Origin of the sequence: Streptomyces sp. NPDC048718, from assembly GCF_043198875.1 — a bacterium.
Classification (GTDB): domain Bacteria; phylum Actinomycetota; class Actinomycetes; order Streptomycetales; family Streptomycetaceae; genus Streptomyces.
The window spans coordinates 144,391-165,589 of sequence record NZ_JBICVG010000008.1; the positions used below are offsets into that span (position 1 = coordinate 144,391).

20 protein-coding genes are annotated in these 21,199 nt (G+C 71.4%); 10 read left to right on the plus strand and 10 right to left on the minus strand.

What is annotated here, in order from left to right; translation table 11 throughout:
* Nucleotides 1-83: 83 nt before the first annotated feature.
* Complete coding sequence (locus ACGFRB_RS17295) at nt 84-923, plus strand: HAD-IB family hydrolase (protein ID WP_363005468.1); 840 nt, start codon at nt 84-86, stop codon at nt 921-923.
* A 391-nt stretch (nt 924-1,314) separates the two neighbouring features.
* Here ACGFRB_RS17295 and ACGFRB_RS17300 read toward each other — a convergent pair whose 3' ends face one another.
* Nucleotides 1,315-2,133 (minus strand): oxidoreductase, encoded by an 819-nt coding sequence (locus ACGFRB_RS17300; RefSeq protein ID WP_393243845.1) that lies wholly within the window; start codon nt 2,131-2,133, stop codon nt 1,315-1,317.
* 102 nt (nt 2,134-2,235) lie between these two features.
* Here ACGFRB_RS17300 and ACGFRB_RS17305 point away from each other — a divergent pair, with 102 nt between their 5' ends.
* Entirely contained in the window at nt 2,236-3,222 is a 987-nt protein-coding gene (locus ACGFRB_RS17305) for an ATP-binding protein (protein WP_393243847.1), read from the plus strand.
* On the opposite strand, the gene ACGFRB_RS17310 is transcribed toward ACGFRB_RS17305, so the two are convergent.
* Entirely contained in the window at nt 3,200-4,534 is a 1,335-nt protein-coding gene (locus ACGFRB_RS17310; protein ID WP_393243849.1) for a hypothetical protein, read from the minus strand. The genes ACGFRB_RS17305 and ACGFRB_RS17310 overlap by 23 nt on opposite strands.
* 256 nt (nt 4,535-4,790) lie before the next feature.
* Between ACGFRB_RS17310 and ACGFRB_RS17315 the strand changes: the two genes are divergently transcribed.
* From ACGFRB_RS17315 to ACGFRB_RS17340, 6 genes are all read left to right on the plus strand, one after another.
* Entirely contained in the window at nt 4,791-6,311 is a 1,521-nt protein-coding gene (locus ACGFRB_RS17315) for a carbonic anhydrase (RefSeq protein ID WP_393243851.1), read from the plus strand.
* 192 nt (nt 6,312-6,503) lie between these two features.
* Nucleotides 6,504-8,459, plus strand: coding sequence for an acetate--CoA ligase (gene acs, locus ACGFRB_RS17320; RefSeq protein WP_363005476.1), 1,956 nt, complete (start codon nt 6,504-6,506; stop codon nt 8,457-8,459).
* Nucleotides 8,460-8,672: 213 nt separating this feature from the next.
* Nucleotides 8,673-10,097: a Na+/H+ antiporter NhaA gene (gene nhaA, locus ACGFRB_RS17325; protein WP_393243853.1), complete on the plus strand. Its 1,425-nt coding sequence runs from the start codon at nt 8,673-8,675 to the stop codon at nt 10,095-10,097.
* 46 nt (nt 10,098-10,143) lie between these two features.
* Nucleotides 10,144-10,638, plus strand: a complete 495-nt coding sequence (locus ACGFRB_RS17330; RefSeq protein WP_393243855.1) for a phage holin family protein — start codon at nt 10,144-10,146, stop codon at nt 10,636-10,638.
* Nucleotides 10,635-11,582, plus strand: a complete 948-nt coding sequence (locus ACGFRB_RS17335) for an alpha/beta fold hydrolase (protein WP_393243857.1) — start codon at nt 10,635-10,637, stop codon at nt 11,580-11,582. Before ACGFRB_RS17330 ends, ACGFRB_RS17335 begins: the two co-directional genes overlap by 4 nt.
* Nucleotides 11,583-11,693: 111 nt before the next feature.
* Complete coding sequence (locus ACGFRB_RS17340; RefSeq protein ID WP_393243859.1) at nt 11,694-11,882, plus strand: hypothetical protein; 189 nt, start codon at nt 11,694-11,696, stop codon at nt 11,880-11,882.
* A gap of 183 nt (nt 11,883-12,065) precedes the next feature.
* Here the strand turns inward: ACGFRB_RS17340 and ACGFRB_RS17345 are convergent, their stop codons facing one another.
* From ACGFRB_RS17345 to nth, 3 genes are all read right to left on the minus strand, one after another.
* Nucleotides 12,066-13,265 (minus strand): MarP family serine protease, encoded by a 1,200-nt coding sequence (locus ACGFRB_RS17345; protein ID WP_363005486.1) that lies wholly within the window; start codon nt 13,263-13,265, stop codon nt 12,066-12,068.
* Nucleotides 13,266-13,311: 46 nt separating this feature from the next.
* The gene (locus ACGFRB_RS17350) at nt 13,312-14,010 is read right to left on the minus strand and encodes a CoA pyrophosphatase (RefSeq protein WP_363005488.1); all 699 of its coding nucleotides are present in this window, start codon (nt 14,008-14,010) and stop codon (nt 13,312-13,314) included.
* Between the two features lie 182 nt (nt 14,011-14,192).
* On the minus strand, nt 14,193-15,098 hold the full coding sequence (gene nth, locus ACGFRB_RS17355; protein WP_393243862.1) for an endonuclease III: 906 nt from the start codon (nt 15,096-15,098) through the stop codon (nt 14,193-14,195).
* A gap of 213 nt (nt 15,099-15,311) precedes the next feature.
* Here nth and ACGFRB_RS17360 point away from each other — a divergent pair, with 213 nt between their 5' ends.
* The gene (locus ACGFRB_RS17360) at nt 15,312-15,986 is read left to right on the plus strand and encodes a Crp/Fnr family transcriptional regulator (protein ID WP_046910193.1); all 675 of its coding nucleotides are present in this window, start codon (nt 15,312-15,314) and stop codon (nt 15,984-15,986) included.
* A 118-nt stretch (nt 15,987-16,104) separates the two neighbouring features.
* Here the strand turns inward: ACGFRB_RS17360 and ACGFRB_RS17365 are convergent, their stop codons facing one another.
* The 5 genes from ACGFRB_RS17365 to ACGFRB_RS17385 all read right to left on the minus strand — a co-directional run bounded on the left by ACGFRB_RS17365 (nt 16,105) and on the right by ACGFRB_RS17385 (nt 19,763).
* Nucleotides 16,105-16,989, minus strand: a complete 885-nt coding sequence (locus tag ACGFRB_RS17365) for a prohibitin family protein (protein WP_363005491.1) — start codon at nt 16,987-16,989, stop codon at nt 16,105-16,107.
* A 183-nt stretch (nt 16,990-17,172) separates the two neighbouring features.
* Nucleotides 17,173-18,003, minus strand: coding sequence for an MBL fold metallo-hydrolase (locus ACGFRB_RS17370; RefSeq protein ID WP_363005493.1), 831 nt, complete (start codon nt 18,001-18,003; stop codon nt 17,173-17,175).
* On the minus strand, nt 18,000-18,983 hold the full coding sequence (locus ACGFRB_RS17375) for an NUDIX hydrolase (protein WP_393243865.1): 984 nt from the start codon (nt 18,981-18,983) through the stop codon (nt 18,000-18,002). Before ACGFRB_RS17375 ends, ACGFRB_RS17370 begins: the two co-directional genes overlap by 4 nt.
* A gap of 145 nt (nt 18,984-19,128) precedes the next feature.
* Nucleotides 19,129-19,605, minus strand: coding sequence for a RidA family protein (locus ACGFRB_RS17380; protein ID WP_393243867.1), 477 nt, complete (start codon nt 19,603-19,605; stop codon nt 19,129-19,131).
* On the minus strand, nt 19,602-19,763 hold the full coding sequence (locus ACGFRB_RS17385) for a DUF4177 domain-containing protein (RefSeq protein ID WP_005314434.1): 162 nt from the start codon (nt 19,761-19,763) through the stop codon (nt 19,602-19,604). Before ACGFRB_RS17385 ends, ACGFRB_RS17380 begins: the two co-directional genes overlap by 4 nt.
* A 259-nt stretch (nt 19,764-20,022) precedes the next feature.
* Here ACGFRB_RS17385 and ACGFRB_RS17390 point away from each other — a divergent pair, with 259 nt between their 5' ends.
* A complete protein-coding gene (locus tag ACGFRB_RS17390) occupies nt 20,023-21,120 on the plus strand; it encodes an ArsA-related P-loop ATPase (protein WP_393243869.1) in 1,098 nt (365 codons plus the stop codon).
* The last annotated feature ends 79 nt before the right edge of the window (nt 21,121-21,199 follow it).

Genomic DNA, 21,199 nt, shown 5'->3' on the forward strand with positions numbered 1-21,199 from the left:
ACGATCCGTGACTTCCATGGTGTACCCGAGAGCCTTCTCAGGCAAACCCACGCGCCCCAGCGTACGCCGAATGGCGGGCACCTATGCTCGGGCTCGTGGAAAACCACTCGATGCCGCGTGCGGCCGCCTTCTTTGACCTGGACAAGACGGTCATTGCGAAGTCCTCGACGCTGACCTTCAGCAAGTCCTTCTACCGGGGCGGACTGATCAGTCGCCGTGCCGCACTGCGGACGGCGTACATCCAGTTCGTGTTCCTGGTGGGCGGAGCCGATCACGACCAGATGGAGCGGATGCGTGAATATCTTTCCGCGCTCTGCAAAGGCTGGAACGTCGCACAGGTCAAGGAACTCGTGGCCGAGACCCTGCACGACCTGATCGACCCGATCATCTACGACGAGGCCGCCTCCCTCATCGAGGAGCACCACGCCGCCGGCCGCGACGTGGTGATCGTCTCGACCTCCGGGGCCGAGGTCGTCGAGCCCATCGGCGACATGCTGGGCGCAGACCGGGTCGTGGCGACCCGGATGGTGGTCGGCGAGGACGGCTGCTTCACCGGCGAGGTGGAGTACTACGCGTACGGCCCGACCAAGGCGGAGGCGGTCCGGGAGCTGGCCGCGTCCGAGGGCTACGACCTGGCGCGTTGTTACGCGTACAGCGACTCGGCGACCGACCTGCCGATGCTGGAGGCCGTCGGCCACCCGTTCGCGGTGAACCCGGACCGGGCGCTGCGGCGCGAGGCGACCGCGCGCGAGTGGCCTGTGCTGGTGTTCGACAAGCCGGTCCGGCTGAAGCAGCGGCTGCCCGCGATGCCCGCCCGCCCGGCGCTCGTGGCCGCGGTCGCCGTGGGCGCGGCAGCCGTCACGGCCGGACTCGTCTGGTACGCCGGACGCCGCCGCCGAACCTCCGCCGCCCGCTGCGCGTAGGGCCTGTCTCCCGCGCGGGGCCGGGGCACGAAGGCCACGAAGACCCCGGGCCGGGCGGATCGTTCCGCCCCGCCCCGCGGGGAAGGCAAAGAAGCGGAGTCAGGACTTTCGCTTCTTTCCGGACAGGAGTAGAAAGGAATCAGGCCCGCGAGACCTGGGACATCCGAGAGGATCACCTGTTGAGCAAGAAGGCCCCACGGACCTGACGCACAGAAACCTGGCACCCACGCGACGTCGACCCTTCGATTAAGGGCCAGCCGCACCAGGCGAAGGGCAAAGCAACCCCGCCTGATGGGCACATCACGAGGACGCTTGGTAACTGGGTGGACGTGCCAGCGGCGGTACCGGAACCGGTACCGCCGCAACCCTGTGCGCAAAACTCTCGGGCGGCTCAGGCCGCTCCGCGCTGCAGCGCCTCGCAGACCGCCGTCGACTCGCGGACCCCGAGCTCGACCGCGCGCCCGCAGTGCGTGATCCAGGCGGCCATGCCCTCCGCGGTCCCCGAGACGTAGCCCTCGAAAGCGGCCAGGTAGGCGTCCCGCCCCAGTTCGGCGTGGCCGACCTCGGCCGGGCAGATCGACTTGGGGTCGAGACCACTGCCGACCAGCACGATCCGCTCGGCGGCCCGCGCGATCAGCCCGTTGTGCGTGGTGAAGGGGCGCAGGGCGAGCAGTTCACCGTGCACCACGGCCGCCGTGACCAGGGCCGGTGCCTCGCCACCCGCGATGATCAGTTCCGCGAGCCCGTCGAGCCGGCCCGAGACCTCCGCCGACGTCGGCAGCGGTGCTTCGATCAGCGGCTCGTCGACCGGCTCGCCGGCCTGTCGCGGCCGGCCCGTCGAGTCGAGCGGCTCGCCCTCGGCGACCAGGTGCAGCCGGGCGAGCACCCGCAGCGGCGACTGGCGCCAGATGGAGAGCAACTGCCCGCCTTCGGCGCTCAGTCGCAGTGCCGCGCCCACGGTGCGGGCCTCCGGGTCGGCGCTGAAGTCGGTCCGGCGGCGGACCTCTTCCAGGGCCCAGTCGGCACCGGCGAGCGCGGCCGAGCCGCGCGCCCCGCGCAGTGCCGCCTCGGAGGTGATCTCGTTGCTGCGGCGGCGCATCACGCGGTGGCCGTAGACCCGGTCGACCGCCTTGCGTACGGAGTCCACCGAGTCGGCGACGCCCGGCAGGGAGCCGAGGGCGGCCAGGGGGTCAGAGGCGTGCGTACTCATAAGTAGGGAGGCTACGCGCCCCGGGCCGCCGCCCCACGTTGGAGTGGTCTTCTTCACGCACCTTGACCACGGACCGCATCACGGCTACTACGCTAGGTGAACATGAAGATCGCTTTCGTAGGGAAGGGCGGGAGTGGCAAGACCACTCTGTCCTCCCTCTTCATCCGACACCTCGCCGCCACCGGAGCCCCGGTCATCGCGGTCGACGCGGACATCAACCAGCACCTCGGCGCCGCGCTCGGCCTCTCCGACGAGGAGACCGCCGCGCTCCCCGCGATGGGGGCGCATCTGCCGCTGATCAAGGAGTACCTGCGGGGCACGAACCCGCGGATCGCCTCCGCCGACACGATGATCAAGACCACTCCGCCCGGGGAGGGGTCGCGGCTCCTCGGGGTGCGCGAGGACAACCCGGTCTACGACGCCTGCGCGCGGCCAGTGACACTCGACGACCAGGGGATCCGGCTGATGGCCACGGGGCCGTTCACCGAGTCGGACCTCGGTGTGGCCTGCTACCACTCGAAGGTCGGCGCGGTCGAACTGTGCCTGAACCACCTGGTGGACGGCCCCGGCGAGTACGTGGTGGTCGACATGACGGCCGGCTCCGACTCCTTCGCCTCCGGCATGTTCACCCGCTTCGACATGACGTTCCTGGTCGCCGAGCCGACCCGCAAGGGCGTCTCCGTCTACCGCCAGTACAAGGAGTACGCGCGGGACTTCGGTGTCGCCCTGAAGGTCGTCGGCAACAAGGTGCAGGGCGAGGACGACGTCGACTTCCTGCGCGCCGAGGTGGGCGACGACCTCCTGGTGACGGTCGGCCACTCGGACTGGGTCCGCGCCATGGAGAAGGGCCGCCCGTCCCCGTTCGCGGCCCTGGAGGACCGCAACCGGGCGGCCCTGTGCGCGCTCCAGCGCACCGCCGACGACTCGTACGCGCACCGCGACTGGGAGCGGTACACGCGTCAGATGGTCCACTTCCATCTGCGCAACGCGCAGAGCTGGGGCAACGCCCGGACGGGGGCCGACCTGGCGGCGCAGGTCGACCCCGCCTTCACGCTGTCCGAAGGGCTCAGTGCGGTGCAGCCTGCTTGACGCCGGCCTGCTTGGCCGCCGGGGCCCCCGCCGGAGCGGCGGGCTTCGGGGCCAGGAAGGACGTCCAGCCGCCCGGCGGGGCCTCGCCGACCTTCAGCGTGTGGAGCTTGGCGAGGACGGCCGGGTCCTGGGCGTCCAGCCAGTCCGCGAGCTGGCGGAAGGAGACGCACCTGACGTTCTTCTGCACGCAGACCGTGGAGATGGTGTCCTCGATGGCGCGCATGTACGTGCCGCCGTTCCAGGACTCGAAGTGGTTGCCGATGATCAGCGGCGCACGGTTGCCCCGGTAGGAGCGCTCGAAGGCCTCGACGAGGCCGTCGCGCATCTGGTTGCCCCAGTAGTCGTGCTGGGACGGGTCGCCCTGGGTGGCCGTACCGGACTGGTTGACCATGAAGTTGTAGTCCATGGACAGAGTCTCGAACTCGCGGCCGGGGACCGGGACGAGCTGCATCGACAGGTCCCACAGACCATGGTCCTTCTTGGGCCAGATCTGGTCGTTGACGCCGCTGGTGTCATAGCGGAAGCCCAGCTGTGAGGCGGCCTTGACGAAGTTCTTGCGGCCCTCCAGGCACGGGGTGCGGGCGCCGGCCAGTTCCTTGTCGTAGTCGAAAGGGAGCGGCTGCTCCGACTTCAAACCGGAGTTGGTCTTCCAGTGCTTGACGAAGGACTTGGCCTGGTTGATCTCGCTCTTCCACTCGTCGACCGACCAGGTGCCCACTCCGCCGTCCTCGCCGCAGAAGTGGCCGTTGAAGTGGGTGCCGATCTCGTTGCCCTCCTCCCACGCGCCGCGCAGCTCGCGCACAGTGTCGCGGATGCCCTGGAGGTCGTTGAAGCCGATGTCGGAGCGGCCCGGGGAGTGCTGCGGCGGGTTGTAGAGGTTACGTTTCTCCTCAGGCAGCAGATACACACCGCTGAGGAAGTACGTCATCGTGGCGCCGTATTTCTTGCCCACCTCGCGAAAGTGCGAGAAGAGCTTTTGACTGTCCTCGCCCGCGCCGTCCCAGGAGAACACCACGAACTGCGGGGGCTCCTGCCCCTGCTTCAGGCGCGCCCAGGTGGGCTGGTGGGGCTGGGTGCCGGTGAAGGCGGTGGAGCCGTCGCCGATCAGACGCACCGCTCCCTGCGGGGCGGCGGCCCCCTTCTTCACTCCGTCCGCGCCCGAAGTGCCCTTCTGGGCGGGGCCGCCCGCGCCGGAGCAGCCGGCGAGACCGGCCGTCAGGGCGACGGTGAGGGCGCCGAGGGCAAGCGCCTTCCTCTGTGGGGTGGTTCTGCTCCTGCCCCGTCTCGCGTTCCTTCTCCCGGTGGCTGACATCCGCCCGCCTCTCTTCGGATTCTCAGATTTACGTACAAGCGGCGTCAACGTCGCACCCAAGAAGCCGAAGGGCGTCAACGACAAGCGGCGTGGCTACGTTCTGTCACCGGAACCAGTGAATCGTTAGCCCATTTGCCCTGTTTTTCCTGCCAGAGTCTTTACTCTCCATTACCATCCATTTACCGAGCGTTGATCGGTGCCCCGCCATCGCACCCCGCACGAGCCGCGTCCGCGGCCGACCCGGAGGAGACGGGAAATGACTCTCTGCAGCCCGGACACACCCGCCCGCACGACCAGCCGACCACGCGCCCAGCGGCCCCACGCGCCGCCGGGCGGACCACGCCGCTTCGCCCTCGCGGGCGCGGATGTATCCGCGTCCCTCGCCGTCTTCCTGATCGCGTTGCCGCTCTCCCTCGGCATCGCCCTCGCCGCCGGAGCACCGCTCCAGACCGGCCTGGTGGCCGCCGCCGTCGGCGGCATCGTCGCCGGCCGCCTCGGCGGCTCCCCGCTACAGGTCAGCGGCCCCGCCGCCGGACTGACCGTGGTGACCCGGGGCGGCTCCCATCTGGCGAGGATCAAAGGCCAGTTGACCTTTCTCGCGGCGCCCCGGCCGAGCCGGGCACCGCACCAGATCCCGGCGGGCGCCGACGCCGTCGTGGAACTGGAGGGCTCGTTCATGGACCACGCGGCGCACGAGACGCCGCACGACTGGCAGGCCACGCACCGGGTCTTCGGCGGCACCGTGGCGACGAACGGCCCGGTCGGGGAGCCGACCGCCGAACGGCCGCCGTCCAAAGGGCTTTTCGAAGCCGGCTCGATGCCCGGACCGACAACCGGCCCAGCGGCGGCCTCGACCCCCGCCCCGACAGCCGGCCCGGCGATGGACGCCGGCGGGCGGTCCGTCGGGCATCCCCGCCGCCCCTGGACGCCCTGGCCCGGCCACCGGCACGGCGAGGGACACCGTACCGGCGGCCCCGGGGCGCCGCCTGAGCCGAAAGCCACCGGGCACCGGCTGGCGAGCGGTGTGGGTGCTTTCCAGCGGGACACGGCGCCGCTCGTCAGAGCCGAGCTGGCGCGGCTCGCCCGGGACGGCCAGCGGCCGACCCATCTCTTCCTGACCTGTTCCGACTCCCGGCTGGTCACCAGCATGATCACGGCCAGCGGGCCGGGCGACCTGTTCACCGTGCGCAATGTGGGCAATCTGGTGCCGCCGCCCGGCGAGGAGGGCGGGGACGACTCGGTGGCGGCCGCGATCGAGTACGCGGTGGAGGTGCTGCGGGTCGAGTCGATCACGGTGTGCGGCCACTCCGGCTGCGGCGCGATGCAGGCCCTCCTCCAGGGTGCCGCGGACGGCGCGCCGACCCCGCTGCGCCGCTGGCTGCGGCACGCCCGGCCGAGCCTGGCCCGGATGCGGAACAGACGCCACTCCTGGGTCCGGATCTCGGGGCGCCTGCCGGCCGATGAGATCGAACAACTGTGCCTGACCAATGTGGTGCAACAGCTGGAGCACCTGCGGGCGTACCCGTCGGTGGCACGGAGACTCGCCGAGGGCGGCCTGAGCCTGCACGGGATGTACTTCCACGTGGGCGAGGCCCAGGTCTATCTGCTGGCCCCGGACGCCGCGGAGGTTTACGGGTACGACGACGTGTTCACACATGTACCGCCCGCTCCTGACGCGCCGGACGCAAGCGACCCGAACGCCATCACCACCCCGACCGACCCGATCGGCCCTCCCGGATGGACGGAGAAAGACCTGAAAACCGCTCCCGTTTCCTGAACCGTCCGTTCCGCTCGCGCGTGTAAGTGGATGGCCCCCACTCTCCCCCGCCCGGGAGAGCGGGGGTCACGTTCGCCCGTACTCATAGGTCTAAACCACTTGCCCGGAAACTCTTGCCACCCGGGCGTCTGGCTGGTGAGCTAGGCGACGGGACACAAAGGCACATAAGGCGCCCTGGGAAAGGGAGAAGTCGTGAGCAACGAATCCTTGGCCAACCTTCTGCGCGAGGAGCGGCGGTTCGCACCGCCCGCCGAGCTGGCCGCGCACGCCAATGTCACGGCGGAGGCGTACGAGCAGGCCAAGGCGGACCGGCTGGGCTTCTGGGCCGAGCAGGCGAAGCGGCTGACCTGGGCCACCGAGCCCACCGAGACCCTCGACTGGTCGAACCCGCCGTTCGCCAAGTGGTTCGCCGACGGCGAGCTGAACGTCGCGTACAACTGCGTGGACCGGCACGTCGAGGCCGGTCACGGGGACCGGGTGGCCATCCACTTCGAGGGCGAGCCCGGCGACAGCCGCGCGATCACCTACGCCCAGCTCAAGGACGAGGTCTCCCAGGCGGCCAACGCGCTGCTCGAACTCGGCGTCCGCAAGGGCGACCGGGTCGCGGTCTACCTGCCGATGATCCCCGAGGCGGCCATCACGATGCTGGCCTGCGCCCGCATCGGCGCCGCCCACTCGGTCGTCTTCGGCGGCTTCTCGGCCGACGCCGTCGCCTCCCGGATCCAGGACGCCGACGCCAAGCTGGTCGTCACCGCCGACGGCGGCTACCGCCGCGGCAAGCCGTCCGCGCTCAAGCCGGCGATCGACGAGGCCGTGACCAAGTGCCCGCAGGTCGAGCACGTCCTGGTGGTCCGCCGTACCGGCCAGGACACCGCCTTCACCGAGGGCCGGGACGTCTGGTGGGACGACATCGTCGCCCGCCAGTCGACCGAGCACACCCCGGAGGCGTTCCCGGCCGAGCACCCGCTGTTCATCCTGTACACCTCGGGCACCACCGGGAAGCCGAAGGGCATCCTGCACACCTCCGGCGGCTATCTCACCCAGGCCGCGTACACCCATCACGCGGTCTTCGACCTCAAGCCGGAGACCGATGTCTTCTGGTGCACCGCCGACATCGGCTGGGTCACCGGACACTCGTACATCGTGTACGGGCCGCTGGCCAACGGCGCGACCCAGGTCATGTACGAGGGCACCCCGGACAGCCCGCACCAGGGCCGGTTCTGGGAGATCGTGCAGAAGTACGGCGTCACGATCCTCTACACGGCGCCGACCGCGATCCGCACGTTCATGAAGTGGGGCGACGACATCCCCGCCAAGTTCGACCTGTCGTCGCTGCGCGTCCTCGGTTCCGTCGGCGAGCCGATCAACCCCGAGGCCTGGGTCTGGTACCGCGAGCACATCGGCGGCGGCCGCTGCCCGATAGTGGACACCTGGTGGCAGACCGAGACCGGCGCGATGATGATCTCCCCGCTGCCGGGTGTCACCGAGACCAAGCCCGGCTCGGCCCAGCGCCCGCTGCCCGGCATCTGTGCCACCGTCGTCGACGACGAGGCGCACGAGGTCCCGAACGGGGGCGGCGGCTACCTGGTCCTCACCGAGCCGTGGCCGGCGATGCTCCGCACCATCTGGGGCGACGACCAGCGCTTCATCGACACCTACTGGTCCCGCTTCGAAGGCCTGTACTTCGCCGGCGACGGCGCCAAGAAGGACGAGGACGGCGACATCTGGCTGCTCGGCCGGGTCGACGACGTCATGCTCGTCTCGGGCCACAACATCTCCACCACCGAGGTCGAGTCCGCGCTGGTCTCCCACCCGGCCGTCGCCGAGGCGGCCGTGGTCGGCGCCGCCGACGAGACCACCGGCCAGGCGATCGTCGCCTTCGTCATACTGCGCGGCACGGCGACCGAGGACGACGGCCTCGTCGCCTCGCTCCGCGACCACGTCGGCGCCACCCTCGGCCCGATCGCCAAGCCGAAGCGGATCCTCCCGGTGGCCGAACTGCCGAAGACCCGTTCCGGCAAGATCATGCGCCGTCTGCTGCGCGACGTCGCCGAGAACCGCGAGCTGGGCGATGTGACGACGCTGACCGACTCGTCGGTCATGGATCTCATCCAGACCAAGCTGCCGTCCTCGCCCAACGAGGGCTGATCGGAAAAGCGCGGGTGAGCGCCCGTCCCGGAGATCCGGGGCGGGCGCTTTCGCTTGGTCCGCGACCGCTTCGGCGGCCGGTGGCCGCCCGGGTGGTCCCGTCCGCCGGGGCGGCCGTCGCACACGGCATACGGAGATCACCGCGCGCGGCCGGGCTCGTTTGGGTAAGGTGGAGGTTTACCTAGGTGCGCCGGGAAGTCTGGTCGGCATGCGATGCGTCATGCCCACCCACCGGAGGTACACCCAGTGCCCGCGCCCACCACCCGCAAGTTCCTCGGCCGTCTCCCGCTCCCTGAACGCAGGTTCCTCACCGACGCCCTGCGCACCGAGACCGTCGGCGGGATGCTGCTCCTGATCGCCGCCGTCGTGGCACTCGTCTGGGCGAACACCCCGCTCCAGGAGAGCTACGCGGCCATCCGGGACTTCCACTTCGGCCCGGCGGCCCTGGGGCTCCATCTGTCGGTCCAGCACTGGGCCGCGGACGGGCTGCTCGCGATCTTCTTCTTCGTCGCCGGTGTCGAACTCAAGCGCGAACTGGTCGCGGGCGAGCTGCGCAATCCCCGGGCCGCCGCGCTGCCCGTCATCGCCGCGGTGTGCGGCATGGCCGCCCCCGCCCTCGTCTACACGCTGGTCAACGCGATCGGCGGCGGCACCCTCGACGGCTGGGCCGTGCCCACCGCCACCGACATCGCCTTCGCGCTCGCCGTCCTCGCCGTGATCGGCACCTCGCTCCCCTCCGCGCTGCGCGCCTTCCTGCTCACCCTCGCGGTCGTCGACGACCTGCTGGCCATCCTGATCATCGCGGTCTTCTTCACCAGCGACCTGAACTTCGTCGCCCTCGGCGGCGCGGTGGCAGGTCTCGCCGTCTTCTGGGTGCTGGTGCGCAAGAACGTCCGCGGCTGGTACGTGTACGTGCCGCTCGCGCTCGTCGTCTGGGGCCTGATGTACAACAGCGGCATCCACGCCACCATCGCCGGTGTCGCCATGGGCCTGATGCTGCGCTGCACCCCCCGCGAGGGCGAGGAGCACTCCCCCGGCGAGCGGGTCGCGCATCTGATCCGCCCGCTGTCCGCCGGTCTCGCGGTCCCGCTGTTCGCCCTCTTCGCGGCCGGCGTCACCCTCTCCGGGGGCGCCATGCGCGATGTCTTCACCCAGCCCGTCACGCTCGGCGTGCTGCTCGGACTGGTGGCCGGCAAGGCCCTCGGCATCTTCGGCGGCACCTGGCTGACCACCCGCTTCACCCGGGCGGAGCTGAACCCCGATCTGCGCTGGCCCGACGTCTTCGCGCTCGCCACCCTCGCCGGCATCGGCTTCACCGTCTCGCTGCTCATCGACGAACTGGCGTTCGCGGGCGACACCACCCTGACGGACGAGGTCAAGGCGTCCATCCTGATCGGCTCGCTCATCGCCGCCGTCCTGGCCTCGATCCTGCTGAAACTGCGGGTCCGCCACTACCAGGCGCTGTGTGCCGAGGAGGACCGTGACGAAGACCACGACGGGGTTCCCGACGTGTACGAGCAGGACGACCCGGCGTATCACCTGAGAATGGCCGAGATCCATGAACGGAAGGCCGCCGAGCACCGTGAGCGCGCCCGACTGGCGGGGGCATCGCGCGACGAGGGCGACCGTCCGGCATGATCTGAGAGCCACTAACCGGCCCGTAAGGGGAGAAGAGGGAGCAGCCATGAGCGACCCGTTCGACGGAACCGAGCGCAGCCTCGGCCAGCTGGTCGCCTCGGCGACCGCCGAGATGTCCGCACTGGTGCACGACGAGATCGCCCTGGCCAAGGCGGAGATCAAGCGGGATGTGAACCGCGGCCTGCTCGGGAGCGCGTTCGGCATCTTCGGGGTCGTGGTGCTGCTGTTCTCGCTGCCGATGCTGAGCTTCGCTCTGGCATATGGCATCAACGCCTGGACCGGCGGTCACAACGGCGACGGCGGCTTGAACCTCGCCGTGTGCTTCCTGATCTCCTTCGGCGCGAGCTTCCTGCTGGCCGTGCTGCTCTTCCTGTTCGCGTATGCCAGGTTCAAGAAGATCAAGAAGCCGGAGAAGTCCCTCGCCTCCGCCAAGGAGACCGCCGCGATCGTGCAGAACGTGAAGCCGCACCCGCGTCCGGCCACCGTCACGGTCCCGGCGACCCAGGACAAGTCCGCGTCTGTGGCACGCTCCTCCGCATGACCCTCCCCGAGAGCGGCGGCGCCGGCGGCGCCGGCCTGGTCCGTATCGACGGACCCTGGACCCATCGCGACGTCGCCGCCAACGGCGCCCGTTTCCACATCGCCGAGATGGGCGACGGGCCGCTGGTGCTGCTGCTCCACGGCTTCCCGCAGTTCTGGTGGACCTGGCGGCACCAGCTGCCCGCGCTCGCCGAGGCCGGGTTCCGCGCCGTGGCGATGGACCTGCGGGGCGTCGGCGGCAGCGACCGCACCCCGCGCGGTTACGACCCCGCCAACCTGGCCCTCGACATCACCGGCGTGGTCCGCTCGCTCGGCGAGCCCGACGCGGCGCTCGTCGGCCACGACCTGGGCGGCTATCTCGCCTGGACGGCCGCCGTGATGCGGCCCAAGCTGGTGCGCCGTCTCGTGGTCTCCTCGATGCCGCACCCGCGCCGCTGGCGCTCGGCGATGCTGTCCGACTTCGCGCAGACCCGCGCCGGCTCGTATGTGTGGGGCTTCCAGCGGCCGTGGATTCCGGAGCGTCAGCTCGTCGCGGACGAGGGGGCGCTGGTGGGCCGGCTCATCGAGGACTGGTCCGGTCCGCATCTGAAGTCCGCCGTCGACGACGAGGCGCTGGCCGTCTACCGGCGGGCCATGTGCATCCCGTCGACCGCGCACTGCTCGATCGAGCCGTACCGCTGGATGGTGCGGTCCCTGGCTCGGCCCGACGGCGTCCAGTTCAACCGGCGCATGAAGCGGCCGGTGCGGGTGCCGACGCTCCATCTGCACGGCTCCCTGGACCCGGTGATGCGCACCCGCAGCGCGGCCGGCTCCGGTCAGTTCGTGGAGGCGCCGTACCGCTGGCGGCTCTTCGACGGCCTCGGGCACTTCCCCCACGAGGAGGACCCGGCCGCGTTCACCACCGAGCTTGTCAACTGGCTGAAGGACCCTGAACCGGACCGCTGAGGGGGCCGTTGTCGCACGGGCGTACGCCGATTCGCCATGTGCCTCGCGCATACGCCAATTGGCGGGCCCCCAGGCGGTTACCGACCTTGGGGCCCGGGCACACGTCCCGGTATGAGCTGGACGCACGACTACGGTGAAACGGCACGCGACCGCCGCTCGATCGGCGCATCCGACGCCCCCGAGCGGGGTGGCGGACAGAACCAGGGCCACGCGCATCCGGCGCGGGACGTGGGCATCTCACGCATCCTGCGCCGTCGTGCCCGCTGGGTCTCGGCGCGGCTGCGCCACGCCCGTTCGTAGTCGCGCGCCCATCCGCTCCCGCGCACTCGTTCACCACCGCGCGCGTTTCCCGCTCCCGTACGCGGCCGCCGGCCGTACCGACGCCGCTTCCCCCGTACGGGAGCCCTCACGCCCTTGAGGCCCGGGGCCGGACCGCCCCTGGAGGGCGCGGCCCTGGCTGTTCCCTCCAGAGGCGGCCCTGGCCTAGAGGGCGCAGCCCTGGCTGTCGACCTGCTGGACCGCGCTCCGGCCCCGGACGATGTCGTCGCGGATCTCGTCGGCCGTCAGGGCGTAGCCCGTCTGGGCGTCGTCGAGGGAGCGGGCGAAGATCACGCCGTACACCTTGCCGTCCTCGGTGAGCAGCGGGCCGCCGGAGTTGCCCTGACGGACGGTCGTGAAGAGCGAGTAGACGTTTCGGCGCACCTCGCCGCGGTGGTAGATGTCCGGGCCGTCGGCGCTGATCCGGCCGCGGACGCGGGCCGAGCGGACGTCGTAGTCGCCGTTCTCCGGGAAGCCGGCCACGATGGCGTCGTCGCCGCTGCGGGCGTCCTGGTCGGTGAACTGGAGCGGCTTGGCGTCCAGGTCGGGCACGTCGAGGACGGCGATGTCGCGCTGCCAGTCGTAGAGCACGACCTTCGCGTCGTAGAGCTTGCCCTCGCCGCCGATCTGCACGGTGGGCTCGGCGACGCCGCCGACCACATGGGCGTTGGTCATGACACGGCGGTCGGCGAACACGAAGCCGGTGCCTTCGAGGACCTTGCCGCAGCTGGGCGCGGTACCGACGACCTTGACGATGGAACGCTGGGCGCGGGCGGCGACGGGGCTGCCCGCGAGGGCCGGGTCGGGCGGCAGGACCTCGGTGATCGGTTCGTTGGCGAAGGGGCTGAAGACCTGCGGGAAGCCGTTCTGGGCGAGGACCGAGGAGAAGTCGTCCAGCCAGCCCGGCGCCTGAGCGGGCATCACCTGGGAGACCCCGAGCAGCACCTTGGAGTCGCGGACCTCCTTGCCCAGGGTGGGTATGGCGGTACGGGCCAGCGCGGAGCCGATCAGCCAGGCCACCAGGAGCATGGCGACGACATTGACCAGCGCGCCGCCGGTGGCGTCCAGGGCGCGGGCGGGGGCCAGGGTGATGTGCACCCGCAGTTTGCTGCCGAGGTGGGTGGTGAACGCCTGGCCGACGGAGGCGCAGACGATGACCACCATGACGAAGACGACGGTCACCGCCGTGGTGACCTGGCTGTGTTCGGTCAGCTGGTTCCACAGGATGGGCAGCAGCGATACGGCGACGAGGCCGCCGCCGAGGAAGCCGATCACGGACAGGATGCCGACGACGAAGCCCTGGCGATAGCCGATGACGGCGAACCACACGGCGGCGAGCAGCAGCAGAATGTCCAGCACGTTCACCGTCGGTAGCCTCACATGTTCGTCTTCGGTCGCCCGGCCCAGCCTGTCACGACCGGATGTCCAGCGTGACCTTCCTGGTGTGATCCCAGGGCCGCTCCCAGCCGGCGTAGTGCAGGATGCGGTCGATCACTCCGGCGGTGAAACCCCAGACCAGGGTGGAGGCGACGAGGAACGCGGGGCCGTCGTGGATTCTCGGATGGACGGCCATGACGCGGTTCGCGGGGTCCGTGAGATCCGCCACGGGGACGGTGAAGACCCGGGCGGTCTCGGCGGGATCCACGACTCCGACCGGGCTCGGCGTGCGCCACCAGCCGAGCACGGGCGTGACGACGAAGCCGCTGACCGGGATGTAGAGACGGGGCAGCACCCCGAAGAGCTGCACGCCGGACGGGTCGAGGCCGGTCTCCTCGCGGGCCTCGCGCAGCGCGGCGCGCAGCAGGCCGCCGTCGGCCGGGGCGCCGTCCTCGGGGTCCAGGGAGCCGCCGGGGAACGACGGCTGCCCGGCGTGCTTGCGCAGGCTGCCGGAGCGCTCCATCAGGAGCAGTTCGGGACCGCGCTCCCCGTCGCCGAAGAGGATGAGCACGGCGGACTGCCGTCCGCCGCCGTCCTCGGGCGGCAGGAAGCTGCTCAGTTGTCCCGGCTCGACCCTGCGGGCCGCATGATCGACCGGCGCCAGCCAGCCGGGCAGCCCGTCCCGGCTGAGCAGGCCGCCCGTTCCCTGAATCTCTTCACCCGTGCGCGTCATTGGCACCCCCGTGATCTCACAACGCGGTCGGCGTCCTCATTCGTTCCCCCGCCGCCGTCTTCCGGCGCACGTTCGCTCCTGTGGGGGACAGCGGGCCGGGCCCGGCCCGCCGGGGGCCGGCAGGGGGCATGGGGCGGCGCCCGGACGGCCGCCGGGCGTCGCCCCGGCTCAGGAGCCGTGGCTCAGGACGCCGTACCGCCCAGCGGGGGCGCCGGGCGTCCGGGGTAGCCCGGGGGCGGGTTCAGCCGCTGGCCCGGGAAGCCGCCCTTCTCGTACTTGAGCAGCTTCCGCGCCTTCTCGGGGTCGGTCTCGCCCTCGCCGTACGACGGGCAGAGGTGGGTGATCGGGCAGGCGCCGCAGGCGGGCTTGCGGGCGTGGCAAATGCGCCGGCCGTGGAAGATCACCCGGTGCGAGAGCATCGTCCACTCGCTCTTGGGGAAGATCGCGGCGACCTCGGCCTCGATCTTGACCGGGTCGTCGGACTCGGTCCACTTCCAGCGCCGCGCGAGCCGCATGAAGTGGGTGTCGACGGTGATGCCGGGCACGCCGAAGGCGTTGCCGAGGACGACGAAGGCGGTCTTGCGGCCGACGCCGGGCAGTTTGACCAGGTCTTCCAGCCGGCCGGGCACCTCGCCGCCGAACTCGTCGCGGAGGGCGGCGGACAAGCCCATGATCGACTTGGTCTTGGCACGGAAGAACCCGGTCGGCCGGATCAGTTCCTCGACCTCCTCGGGGACGGCGGCGGCCAGGTCCTCGGGGGTCGGGTAGGCCGCGAAGAGCGCGGGGGTCGTCTGATTGACCCGCAGATCCGTGGTCTGGGCGGACAGCACCGTGGCGACGAGGAGCTCGAAGGGGTTGCGGAAGTCCAGCTCGGGATGGGCGTACGGATAGACCTCGGCCAGCTCCCGGTTGATCTTCCGGGCGCGCCGGACCATCGCGAGCCGCGACTCGGGCTTGGCGGCACCCGTTGAGGCACCCTTCCGGGCCGCGGGCGCCTTCGCCACGACCGTTCCCTTAGCGGTCTTCGCCGCACCCCGGGGTGCGCTTTTTGCCGCATTCACCCGTTTCGACGCACCGTGTTCGCCCACAGCGGAATCGCCTTCCTCCGGCACTCTTCCATCCCCCTTGGCCTGCGCTCTCACCGGCGAGTTGGACACCCGGCCAGCCTAGGCGTCGCCGTCCTCATCCGCCCCGCGCGCACCCGATCGGGACCCAATCGGGCCCCTGACGTACGGAAAGGCCGCCCAGTGAGTCAAACTTGTTGTGATTGATCGCACTGAGGTCGACATAGGAGAGAACTCGTGGACGACGTTCTGCGACGCGCGCCGCTGTTCGCGGCGCTCGACGACGAGCAGGCCGCCGAGCTGCGCGCCTCGATGAGTGAGGCGACGCTCGCCCGTGGCGACGCACTGTTCCACGAGGGCGACCCGGGCGACCGGCTCTACGTGGTCACCGAGGGCAAGGTGAAGCTGCACCGCACCTCGCCCGACGGCCGCGAGAACATGCTGGCGGTCCTCGGCCCCGGCGAGCTGATCGGCGAGCTGTCCCTGTTCGACCCGGGCCCGCGCACCGCGACCGCGACCGCGCTGACCGAGGTCAAGCTGCTCGGCCTCGGCCACGGCGACCTCCAGCCCTGGCTGAACGCCCGCCCTGAGGTGGCCAGCGCCCTGCTGCGCGCCGTCGCCCGCCGGCTGCGCAAGACCAACGACCAGATGTCCGACCTGGTCTTCTCCGACGTCCCGGGCCGTGTCGCCCGCGCGCTCCTCGACCTGTCGCGCCGCTTCGGCGTGCAGTCGGAGGAGGGCATCCACGTCGTCCACGACCTCACCCAGGAGGAGCTGGCCCAGCTCGTCGGCGCCTCCCGCGAGACCGTCAACAAGGCGCTCGCCGACTTCGCGCAGCGCGGCTGGCTTCGCCTGGAGGCCCGCGCCGTGATCCTGCTCGACGTGGAGCGCCTCGCGAAGCGCTCGCGCTGAGCCGAGTCGAGCCGCACGTCACGGGTTCCCCGTACGTATGGAAGGGGGCCGTCCGGTCGAACCGGGCGGCCCCCTTCCGTGTCCTCACGTCCTCACGTCCTCGTGACGCCTACGGACGTCAGCGCTTCGTCCCGTCGACGATCAGCGGGTTCGAGCCCCCGCCGCCGCACGGCACCGCGTAGACCGGGTTCTTCGCCGCGGCCTCCTTGTACGCGTCGATGCACTGGTTCGTCAGGACCTTGTCGGTCAGCGACTCGTTGAGGATCTTGTTGGCGCGGGCGATGCCCTCGGCCTCGATCCGGCGCCGGTCCGCCTCCGCCTTGGCGGTACGGGCGGCCTCCAGGGCGCGCTCGGTGGCCTGCTGCTGCTGGATCTTGCGGTCGACCTGGTCCTGGAGCGCGTTCGAGGGCTTCACATTGCGCAGGTTGACGGTGGTGACGTCGATGCCGCGCGGGGCGAGCCGCTGCTTCACCTGGGCGGCGATGTCGGCGTTGATCTTCTCGCGCTCCGAGGCGTACCCCTGCTCGCTCGTGTAGCGGGCGAAGACGTTGCGGACGATCTCGCGGCTGTCGGGGTAGACGAGCCGCTGCTGGATGGCGTCCTCGCTGCCGGCCAGCTTGTACAGCTCGACGGCCTTGGACGGGTGGACCGCCCACTTCACGGTGACCTCGGCGTACATCACGCCGCCCTGTGAGGAACGCACCTCGACCACGTCCTTGTCGGACAGGTTGAGGTCCACCGGCCGGGTGGAGAAGGTCGTCACGCTGGTGAACGGCGACGTCAGGTGCATGCCGGAGGACATCGGCGTGCCGACCTTGCCGAAGGCGACCGGAACGCCGACCTCGTACGCGCTGATCACGTACGTCATGCTGACGACCAGGGAGAACAGGCCGGCCAGCAGCGCACCGACGGCGCCCAGTTTCAGGCCGCGGGTGTCGTTGACGCGGCCGACGATGTACAGCACCGCGGCCGCTATGGCCAGCAGAATGGCGAGGACGAACACGGGCTTCCCCCAGAGTTCCGGCCGAATATAAGCGGAACATAAGACACTGGAGGAAGCGAAAAGGTTGCGGTCCCGGCCACGGATTCGCCGGTCATATGCCCGACCGCCCCCGCCACCCACACCGCCCGCACCGCCGTTCCGGAAGGACGGGCCGGCGCGGGCGCGCGGGTACCCGGCGGGCCGTCAGATCCGGCCGGACTCCCGCAGATACTCCAGCTGCGCCCGTACGGACAGCTCCGCCGCCGGCCACAGGGACCGGTCGACGTCCGCGTACACATGGGCCACGACCTCGGGGGCCGACCGGTGGCCCGCCGCCACCGCCGTCTCCACCTGCGCGAGGCGGCTCGCCCGGTGCGCCAGGTAGAACTCCAGGGCCCCCTGGGCGTCCTCCAGGACCGGCCCGTGGCCGGGCAGGACCGTGCGGACCCCGTCGTCCACGGTGAGCGAGCGCAGCCGCCGCAGCGAGTCCAGGTACTCGCCGAGCTTCCCGTCCGGGTGGGCCACCATCGTCGTGCCGCGCCCGAGGACGGTGTCGCCGGTGAGCACCGCCCCGTCGGCGGGGAGGTGGAAGCACAGCGAGTCGGAGGTGTGCCCCGGGGTGGGGACGACCCGCAGCTCGACGCCACCGGTGGTGATCACGTCCCCGGCGGCGAGCCCCTCGTCGCCGAGCCGCAGCGCGGGGTCGAGGGCCCGGACGGCACTGCGGGTCAGCTCGGCGAACCGCGCGGCGCCCTCGGCGTGATCGGCGTGGCCGTGGGTGAGCAGAGTGAGCCCGACCCGCTTGCCGAGCCGTTCCGCGGTGTCCACGACGCGGCGCAGATGGCCCTCGTCGAGCGGGCCGGGGTCGACGACGACGGCGAGGTCGGAGTCCGGTTCGGCGACGATCCAGGTGTTGGTGCCGTCCAGGGTCATGGCGGACGGGTTCGGCGCGAGCACGTTGTACGCGCGCGTGGTGCCGGGTCCGGAGACCACCGTGCCGCGCGGCTGGCCGGGAAGGGCCGCGGCGTCGCTCATGCCGCGCCTCCGGCCTCGGTGGTGCCGGGGGTGCTCGGGCCGGTGCCGGTCCCGGGAGCGTCCGGGCCCGTGGCCGCGTGCGGGGTCGCGTCCGCCGGGACGTGCTTGGTGAACTCGTCGTGACCCGGCCAGCTCAGCACCACCTGGTCGCCGTCGAGTCGCGCCCGGGCGAGGACCGGGGTCATGTCCTGGGCCGGTGCCGCGGCCAGGGCCTCGGCGGCCGTCCCGTACCGCTCCAGCACGCGCAGGGTCGAGATGGTCGGGGGCATCATCGTCAGCTCGCCCCGGTCGTAGCCGGCAGCGGCGTCGGCCGGGCGGATCCACACCGTGCGGTCGGCCTCGGTGGAGGCGTTCCGGGTGCGCTGGCCGGCCGGGAGTGCCGCCACGAAGAACCAGGTGTCGTAGCGCCTCGGCTCGAACTCCGGCGTGATCCACCGCGCCCACGCGCCCAGCAGGTCGGAGCGCAGCACCAGACCGCGCCGGTCCAGGAAGTCGGCGAAGGACAGATCGCGGGCGACCAGCGCCTGCCGGTCCTTCTCCCAGCCGTCGCCCGTCGTGTCGCCGACGACCGTGTCCGCCGTCGGGCCGGCGAGCAGGACGCCCGCCTCCTCGTACGTCTCGCGCACGGCGGCGCAGACGACGGCCTGGGCCTGCGCGGGGTCCGTGAGGCCGAGGCGGTCCGCCCACCGCTCGCGCGAGGGTCCCGCCCAGCGCACGGGCTGCTCGTCGCGGGGGTCGACCCCACCGCCCGGGTAGGCATATGCCCCGCCCGCGAAGGCCATGGAGGCGCGACGGCGCAGCATGTGGACACGGGGGCCGTCCGCGCCGTCCTTGAGGAGCAGCACGGTGGCGGCCCGCCGGGGGGCGGCGGCGACGAGTTCCCCGGCGGCGAGGGCACGGATGCGGTCGGGCCATTCCGGCGGGTACCACTGCCCGTTCGGCTGACCGCCCGACTGACCGTTCGACTGACCATTCGACATGGCCGGATGCTATGCGCAAGCTTCCGAATGCACGAGAGCCGATTCCTCCCGGGGGGAGGAACCGGCTCCGTGTCGTGCGGGGCGCCCCGCGCGCGGTACGAACGGTCCTACCGCGCGGCGCGGGTGCCGTCGCGGGGCGAGGCGGTCAGTCCTCGATCAGCTCGACCTGGATCTCCACCTCGACGGGCGCGTCCAGCGGGAGGACGGCGACGCCGACCGCGCTGCGCGCGTGCACGCCCTTCTCGCCGAGGACCGCGCCGAGCAGCTCGCTGGCGCCGTTGATGACGCCCGGCTGGCCGGTGAAGTCGGGGGCGGAGGCGACGAAGCCCACCACCTTCACGACCCGCTTGATCCGGTCCAGGTCACCGGCGACCGACTTCACGGCGGCGAGCGCGTTGAGCGCGCAGGTGGCGGCGAGCTGCTTGGCCTCCTCGGCGGTGACCTCGGCGCCGACCTTGCCGGTCACGGGCAGCTTGCCCGCCACCATCGGGAGCTGGCCCGAGGTGTGGACGTGCACGCCCGAACGCACGGCGGGCTGGTAGGCGGCCAGCGGCGGGACGACCTCCGGCAGGGTCATGCCCAGCTCGGCGATCTTCGCCTCGACGGCTCCCGCCCCGCTCACGAGGACTTCTCCCGCTTCAGGTAGGCCACGAGCTGCTCGGGGTTGTTCGGTCCGGGCACGACCTGGACGAGCTCCCAGCCGTCCTCGCCCCAGGTGTCAAGAATCTGCTTCGTCGCGTGCACCAGAAGCGGCACAGTCGCGTACTCCCACTTGGTCATGAGGCGACTGTAGCCGCTGGCGCGAGGCCGCCCGCCGGGGCGACCGGCCCGGCGGGACGGGCCACAGTCCCCTGGCCGCCCCGCGGGGCGTCCCGGGCCCGCCGCCGAAGGCCGCCGGCCGGGTTCGCCGCGGTTCGGCCGCGCTCGCGCCCGCGGGTTCGCCTGTCGACGCGTCAGGGTTTTCTCGGGGGTTGTCTCCGGGCCTTGTCCGGGGCGGCCCTCTGATTGGTGCGGGGCGCCAGTGGTTAGGCTCGAATACGTGAGCAGGCTCCAGGTCGTCAGCGGCAAGGGCGGTACCGGTAAGACGACGGTCGCCGCCGCACTCGCGCTCGCCCTCGCCACCGAGGGCAAGCGGACCCTCCTCGTCGAGGTGGAGGGCCGGCAGGGCATCGCACAGCTCTTCGAGACGGAGGCGTTGCCGTACGAGGAACGCAAGATCGCCGTCGCGCCGGGCGGCGGCGAGGTGTTCGCGCTGGCCATCGACGCCGAGCGGGCCCTTCTCGACTACCTCCAGATGTTCTACAAACTGGGCGGCGCGGGCCGGGCCCTGAAGAAGCTCGGCGCGATCGACTTCGCGACGACGATAGCGCCGGGCGTGCGGGACGTCCTGCTGACCGGCAAGGCGTGCGAGGCGGTGCGCCGGCGCGAGAAGCAGGGCGGATTCACCTACGACCACGTGGTGATGGACGCACCGCCCACCGGCCGCATCACCCGCTTCCTCAATGTGAACGACGAGGTGGCCGGGCTCGCGCGGATCGGCCCGATACACCACCAGGCCCAGGCGATCATGGGCTTCCTGAAGTCGCCGGACACCGCGGTGCATCTGGTGACGCTCCTGGAGGAGATGCCGGTCCAGGAGACCGCGGACGGCATCGCCGAGTTGCGCGCGACCGGGCTGCCCGTCGGCCGCGCCATCGTGAACATGGTCCGCCCGCACGTCCTGGACGAGGCGGCGCTGCGGGCCGCCTCCGGCGCCCACCGGGACGCCGTCGCCGGGGCGTTGGTGTCCGCCGGCGTCAAGGACGGCGCGCTCCTGGTCGATCCCCTGCTCGACGAGGCGGCGGAGCACGCGCGGCGGGTGGAGCTGGAGCGGACCCAGCGCGCGGTCCTGGACACGATCGGGGTCCCGACGTACGAACTCCCCTTCCTGGGGGACGGGGCGGACATCGCCGGTCTGTACCGGCTGGCTAGAGCACTGCGCGCCCAAGGGGTGGGCGAGCAGGACACGGGCGGGCAGAGCACGGGCGGGCAGAGCACGGGCGGGCAGAGCACGGGCGGGCAGAGCACGGGCGGGCAGAGCACGGGCGGGCAGAGCACGGGCGGACGGGGAACGGGCCGACAGGGGGCGGGCGCGTGACGGCGAAGGGGACGACGAAAGGGACGGCGGCGGAGCACGCCGGGACGGGCGGCAGCGTCGGCCCTGGCGCTGGAACCGG